General features: G+C 40.3%; 5 protein-coding genes. 3 read left to right on the top strand and 2 right to left on the bottom strand.

Annotation, left to right across the window (positions count from 1 at the left end; all coding sequences use genetic code 11):
• The first annotated feature begins 240 nt into the window (after positions 1 to 240).
• Together QZT73_RS16305 and QZT73_RS16300 are read left to right on the top strand one after the other, a co-directional pair.
• Positions 241 to 2,331 (top strand): prolyl oligopeptidase family serine peptidase, encoded by a 2,091-nt coding sequence (locus tag QZT73_RS16305; protein ID WP_291789302.1) that lies wholly within the window; start codon positions 241 to 243, stop codon positions 2,329 to 2,331.
• Positions 2,331 to 3,614: a D-alanyl-D-alanine carboxypeptidase gene (locus QZT73_RS16300; protein WP_291789300.1), complete on the top strand. Its 1,284-nt coding sequence runs from the start codon at positions 2,331 to 2,333 to the stop codon at positions 3,612 to 3,614. The genes QZT73_RS16305 and QZT73_RS16300 overlap by 1 nt, the downstream gene beginning before the upstream one ends.
• Here the strand turns inward: QZT73_RS16300 and QZT73_RS16295 are convergent.
• Positions 3,611 to 4,699 carry a DUF6544 family protein gene (locus tag QZT73_RS16295; RefSeq protein WP_291789299.1) on the bottom strand — a complete coding sequence of 363 codons (1,089 nt, stop codon included), beginning with the start codon at positions 4,697 to 4,699 and terminating at the stop codon, positions 3,611 to 3,613. The two genes, QZT73_RS16300 and QZT73_RS16295, sit on opposite strands and share 4 nt — an antisense overlap.
• Positions 4,700 to 4,963: 264 nt before the next feature.
• Between QZT73_RS16295 and QZT73_RS16290 the strand changes: the two genes are divergently transcribed.
• On the top strand, positions 4,964 to 6,049 hold the full coding sequence (locus tag QZT73_RS16290; protein WP_291789297.1) for a hypothetical protein: 1,086 nt from the start codon (positions 4,964 to 4,966) through the stop codon (positions 6,047 to 6,049).
• A gap of 6 nt (positions 6,050 to 6,055) precedes the next feature.
• Here the strand turns inward: QZT73_RS16290 and QZT73_RS16285 are convergent.
• Positions 6,056 to 7,152 (bottom strand): alpha-glycosidase (locus QZT73_RS16285; RefSeq protein ID WP_291789294.1); only part of this gene is annotated, 1,097 nt, incomplete at its 5' end.

Raw genomic sequence — 7,152 nt, 5'->3', positions numbered from 1 at the left:
GTAATTTCTCAAGGACGCGGAATATAACCCTGCAAGTGTCAGAGTAAGTTTCCACCTATTGCTGCTTATACCATAAGAGGCTGTTTTATAAAACGTTATAAAGTTTAATTTACAAATAAAAAAAACTTATAGCTTTTACTTATAGGACAGCCTCTTTTCTATTTCACTCTCTTCATTAGATGAGGAAGGATGGTTAATTGACAATAATTTTTTATTTTGGACATTAATCAATTCATTCTTATGAAACCTGTCCTTTCCTTAGTCCTCCTGTTATTTCTACTTGTACAAAGCCATGCGCAGCATTTCAGTATGGAACAGGTAACTTCTTTTCCTTTCCCATCTGAACTGACAGCTGCACCCATGGGTGACAGATTTGCCTGGGCTATGAATGAAAAAGGACTTCGCAATGTCTATGTAGCGGAGGCACCCACTTTTACTCCAAGAAGAGTCACTGAATTTGATAAGGATGATGGGCAGGAAATAACTGGTCTTCAGTTTACTCCCGATGGAGAAACCCTGATTTTCGTAAGGGGAGGAGAACATGGAAGCAATTGGGAAAGAAGTGTTGGAATCAACCCTTCTCAAGAAACATTTATTCCTAAAATTGAAATATGGAAAGTTCCTTTTTCGGAAGGCAAGGCTGAAGTACTTGCAGAGGGTGATGATGCCCTGGTTTCACCTGATGGGAAACTGATTGCTTTTATCAAAAATAGGCAGGCATGGTCAGTTCCTGTTCAGGGAGGACTAGCGGCTCAAATGTTCGAAATTAAAGGTACTGTAGGTGCTCTGGCATGGTCCCCCAATGGGGATCAGCTGCTCTTTTCGGTAAACAGAAGTACACACTCTTTGATTGGTGTCTATGCCCTGGAGACGAAAGATATGCATTATTTAGCCCCTTCGTTCAGCAGGGATTATAGTCCAAAATGGTCTCCTGATGGCCAAAAGGTTACTTTTATAAGAAGGCCGGGAGGTAATCCCGAACCACAGCCCATTTTAGAGCAGCGGCATAATCCTTGGGAGATTTGGACTGTGGAGTTGGCTACTGGAGAGGGAAAGCTGCGATGGAAGGCCCCAGAAACCCTGAGGGGCTCAATTTCTACTACCCATGGAGGCGCCAATCTGCATTGGGCGGCAAACAATCAAATTGTATATCTCTCCTATGAAGATGGCTGGCCACATTTGTATGCCATGCATGCTGATCAAGGTCCTTCCAGACAACTCACCCAAGGAAATTTTATGGTAGAACATGTTCAGCTTACTCCAGATGGTCAATCTTTGCTTTTTTCAGCCAATACTGGCCCTTTGGAAGATGATATTGACAGGAGACATATCGGAAGTGTAAATATACTTACCGGTAATTTTGAAATATGGAGTCAGGGCGAAAGTATTGAGACAAATCCAGTGATGCTGTCGGGAATGTCACATATTGTTTGTCTTTCTTCCACTGCCCAGAGACCATTATTGCCCACAGTACTTTCTTTGGCAGAAAGGCGCATGACTGTCATTGCCGAGGACTTGGTTCCTCGGGATTTTCCACAATCTGAACTGGTAATCCCCAAGCAAGTGGTATTTAAATCAGCGGACGGTCTGAATGTCCATGCTCAGATTTTTGAAAAAGAAGGTGGTTCTGATAAAAAACCGGCTGTGCTATTTGTACATGGTGGACCTCAAAGGCAAATGTTGCTCGGATGGCATTATGGTGATTATTATTCCAATGCCTATGCAATTAATCAATACTTGGCCAATAATGGCTTCGTAGTGCTCTCCGTGAATTTCCGGTTGGGAATCGGTTATGGCTATGAATTCCACAAAGCCCCAAGGACTTATTGGCAGGGAGCAGAGGAATATCTGGATGTGAAAGCAGCAGGAGAATATCTGGCATCTTTAGCCCAGGTAGATCCAATAAAGATTGGCATTTATGGGGGATCTTATGGTGGGTATTTAACGGCTTTGGCTTTGGCCAAGGACGCTGAGTTGTTTGCTGCTGGAGTAGATATACATGGGGTGCACGAACTATCAAGCAGACTGGAAATGCCAGATGGTTTTGAAAAAGCCCCCGATTTTGAAAAGGCGCAGAGGACAGCCTATTATTCTTCACCTTTGGCGTATTTGGATACCTGGAAATCTCCGGTGCTATTTATCCATGGAGATGATGACAGGAATGTACAGGTAAGCCATACAACTGATTTGATCAGAAGGTTTGAAGACCGAAAAATGCCCTTCGAAGCCCTGATAATTCCTGATGATACCCACCACTGGATGAAGTATGCCAATTTGGTCAAAGTCAATCAGGCAACTGTTGAGTTTTTAAGAAAACACCTGCAACCTTGATGAAAAAGGCAGTTATATTGTTTTTACTGATCGGTCTATTAGTTGATCAGAACGTTTTTGGACAAAAATTGACAGAAAAAAAGGTAAGGAAAATTTTTAGGCAATCTGAAATTTTACAGGAGCATTTTGTTGGCTTTATGGTTCAGGAGGAAACTGGAAGTATTGTCTATGCGCAGCATGAAAACATCCATTTCGTACCAGCCTCCAATACCAAATTATTTACCTTGTTGGCGGGTTTGGTGATTTTAGGTGACTCTATCCCGGCTTTTCAGTACGAAATTTTGGGAGATTCCCTGATCCTTTGGCCAACAGGAGATCCCTCATTTTTACATCCCAAACTTGATAATGGCAGAGTTTACCACTTTTTAGCAAAAACACCCTATAAGATTTTTATCGCAGACCAGGCACCTATCCATTATGAACCAAGTTATTGGAGACCTGATCCGGCCCATTTTCCAATTTACGCCAACACAGTGAATGTAAAAGGGCTCAATACAGGTTTTTTTGAAATAAATCCCAAGGTGATGATTGACTTTGCTAAACCAGATTCCAGCCTGGTCCTAAAGGAGTTTGACATCTTGAGGGCCAAAACAGGTAATTTGTTAATATATCCCATTTTGCCAGTTCCTGAAAGCTTTGAATCTTTGCTGCCTTTTCCCATGGATTTGGAAATGAGCCGGTTTTTATTGCAGGACACCCTAAAAAGGGAAATTCAATTGATCCGGCGCAATAAGGGTAAAGATTTAGGTACTTTTTATAGCATCCCATCAGACAGTCTATACAAACACATGATGCTTCCCAGCGATAATTTCCTGGCAGAACAGGTATTGTTATTATGTTCCAGTACTTTAGGAGACACCCTGGATATGCAACGGGCCATTGGACATGTTCAGGAAAATTGGTTAATGGATTTAAGACATCCTCCCATTTGGGAAGATGGTTCAGGCCTTTCGCGGTACAATTTATTTACCCCAAATACGGTGCTTGCTGTGTTGAACATGTTGGAAGATAGACTTGGAGATTTAGATAGGTTAAAAGCCCTGATGCCAGCTGGAGGTGTTTCCGGCACCCTGAAAACTGCCTACGAACTGGATAGAGGAGAAGCCTTTGTTTGGGCAAAAACAGGAACACTTAAAAATATGCACCTTCAAAGCGGCTGGTTAGAAACAAGGAAGGGGAAAAGGTACCGCTTTGTCTTTATGAATAACAACTTTACCAGACCCACAGCAGAGGTCAGGAAGGAGATGGTCCGTATCATATCACACCTCCGGGAAAAATATTAGTGTATATTAAATACTACGCTGTCAACTTCAAATAATGCCCATGTCCAATCTCCTGATTCCAGTACCCAGGTGGCATTGCACTTGTTGGGAAGTTGAACCCCATTGAATTCCTTGTAGGACAATGTCCGTACGACCCAGTCTTTCTTAATTGCATCTGCCCCGCTACTCATGTACCTATTTGCGGTAAATTGCAGCAGTTTGCCTTCATCATCAAACTCAAATACTCCTTTGCCCTTGGTTTGGCCGATTGTCATAGTCGCCTCGGCTTTGTTATTGTCTATTTCTTCCCACTCTATATAATCCAAAACAGCAGCTGAGGGATACCAAACCAGCTCCCCAAGAAATCTTTGTAGTGCGGCTTCATTAAATTGCGGATTATATCCATCTTTTGCCACGGGAAGTAAAGACAACAGCTTGATTAGCATTTCGCCTTTTCCTTCAACAAATTTATCTCTGCCAAAGGCATAAAGCAGGGGCATCATCTGTACATCTACAGACCAAACAAAAGAAGGAGGATTGGTAACAGAAAGTTGGGTGGCATTAGCTGTATACCAGTTTTTCTGTTCAGGTTTGAGCTTTAATTGATACGACTGCTGCATGTATACCGACTGTATGGCAGGTCTGCCTATTACACCGGAATATTGGAGCCATCTACGAACCGATATTGGCAAGTGTTGTATGGATGATTCTGTAAGGGGCAAAAGGGGATCAGAGCTTGGTAAGGTTTCCCGGATTTCCTCGGCTATTTTTTTTTCAAAATTGAATTGTGCATAGGAAATGATTGCAACCACTAAAATGATCAGGTTGGGAAGCGTACCAAACTTAGCAGCAGACCATTGCGAAATGATCAGTACCTGAGACAAGATCAAACCAACAAAAGCAAATAACCACCAATAGGGATTTTCTTTGAAATAAAAGAAACCAGTGGTCAGAAGAACCATGGCTGATCCTAGCCAAAACAATCCCACAGGCTTGCTGATCTGCAAGGGGAAATCCTTTAATTCTGCAAATTGAAATGCTTTTACAAAACCCAATAAGTGGATCAATGCATGCAGCAGTATCAAGAGGGTAAATACAGTTTTCATTAGTTTATAATTGGGTTTACTATAATCAAAAAAAGACCCATCCACAATCCTGACTTTTTGGGACTGATCATGGATTACCGTGAATAAAGATAGAAGATAAACTTATGGATTTTCATGACCTTTGTCAGTTTAGCAACTGATCTTGGTATTTTCTATAAATCTTGGTTTTACCTACCTTTATCACTGAAAATTTTGGCATTATGCTACGGAATTTTCTCCTTTCCCTGTGTTTATTTGCCCGATTAAAAAAATGAAACCCCGCTCATGAAACATCCAAAGAAAATATATTCTGACAAAGAGGAAACCCTTTATTTGCCTTTCCAATTTGGTATTGATCCTATGGAAAAATTACTTTTGGTCAATTTTGAAAAGGATCCTGATGAGGAGTTTATTGGTTTGGAACCTCAGTTCTTTGATGATGAGATCAACGGTAAGGGACTCTTGGTGATCGCATGGAGAAAAGACATGCAGGTGGAAGTGTACCATGATAAGCAAATACAACCTGATCCTAAAAAATATGATATTGCCGGGAAGGGATTGGCTTCTATGCATCAGGTTGATTTTGAAAGAAGTGAATTTGAGATTTTATCTGCTGGGGTAGTGGCCAATATAGTCTTCAGAGATAAAAATGACAGGTTGATTAAAATCCATATAGAAGAAAAACATCCGAAAAAAAGGGCAGCATTTGGTCTATTAGCACCTATGGGAGATGCCGCGACAAACCCCTCAGCCATGCCTTTGGTACTGTTACATGATTTTTATTTCGTACGAAGAAAACATACGCTTCTAGAAGTGGTAATTGATGGGAAAAACCATCAGATAGATAAATTGCCCCTTCCCTTGGATGGGATGTGGATGTATTTTGCACGTTATTCTCCTGATCCTTTTATAGTTACCTTTAATCCATCCTTCTCCGGTATTTTAGAGTCGGAAAATAAGGAAATAGGACAACTGTTATGGGAGGAAAACGGGAGTGCCAAGGAAATAAAAAGCTATTCTGTATCTGGTGATGGTCATCAAATAAAGATAGCATTTGATCCTGCATTTCCTCAATTCAATTTGATCAAAGCAGGACTGGAAGTGGAAGGAGAATTTGTGATTTCTGGGGAAAATAGCACAGGCAGTATACAAGGGATCTATAAAGTATCGACAAAAGAAGATGATGTTCAAATTCAAATCCATCCTGTAGGTGGATGGATACCTAATGAAAAGAAAATGTCGCTCAGGTTTTTATATACCATAGCGAGCATTTTCAAAAATTGGCCGAAAACCTACCTTTGGACAGCAAAACTTAAGAAGGAAGACCAGCAATGGGAGATGAGGTCTTCCTGGATGCGGCTATCCAAGTAAAATGGCTTAAAACAAACTATTGAACTCCCAAGAATCTGTTGTCAATCCCTTACCCAATGATTTGATTCTTTTGTCGTACATCAGTTCTATGGGGGTTGATTTTTCTTTGGCTAGTGTTTTCTCAATATTTTTTGTAAAATCTTCTAAAATGTTCCTGAAATTGATGTAGGATTGGACTGCTTGATTTTTTTCTGCATCCGATGTTTCATCAGTTTGGAGGCTGTTCAATAACCACTGATCCTGAAGGTAAAACCAGGTTTTAAGAACTTTTTCATCTTTGGTTTGATAAACCTTTTCCTTCAAGCTGATTAGAATATCTATGATTTCCTTTTGAAAACCATTTATTGCCCTGGCACCCAATTCCTTTTTTGTTTCCATGGCAATAATTGGCTTTTCAGCCATCTTGCCGCTTTTTCCTGAAACCATTTCTGATGGAGTACAAAAACCTATATTCTTGGAAGCCGTATTTTCTGGCAGCGCTTTGATGAACTCCAAAATCCCTACATCCTCAGAATTCCTCGAATGTAGTTCAGTATAGTCCAAAGCGATATAAATCACCTCATTTTCATCAGGAATCTCCTTTACCCAGTTCAGAAAAGCATCCATATTGATACTTTTTACTCCATTATTTTCCTCAATAAATGGCTGAAGGACCCATTTATCACTATTGAGTACCTGCAGGGAATCTGATTCGGAAAGTCTCATATAATTGGTGGGACTACTGCATGTTTTATATTGTATGTCTTCGAATTGAAGCAATCCTTTAATTCCCATTTTTGGGAGTGTATCGGATAAAAACTGCAATGGGTAACCGTAATTATTAACAAATGTTTTCGGTATTTGGCCAAATAATTTAAGAATTTTGTTTTTCTGATTGAGGGTCTGATGCATGAATTCATGCTGGAATTTTTTTGAAAGAATAGAGTGGGAGTAACTTTCGGATAAAAATTCGATTGCACCGATTTCATTCAATTTTTTAAGATCCCTGATAATTTTTCCCAAGCTGCTGTGAAGAGTTGGCTCTCCAGAACCAGAAAAAGTAATATAGTTAATTTCATCTTTTGCTGCTGTCACTACAGCTTCAACTTCTTTTATTACTGCTT

The sequence above is a fragment of the Cecembia sp. genome (assembly GCF_007126775.1).
Lineage (GTDB): Bacteria > Bacteroidota > Bacteroidia > Cytophagales > Cyclobacteriaceae > Cecembia.
This window is presented reverse-complemented; position numbering and strand designations above follow the sequence as displayed.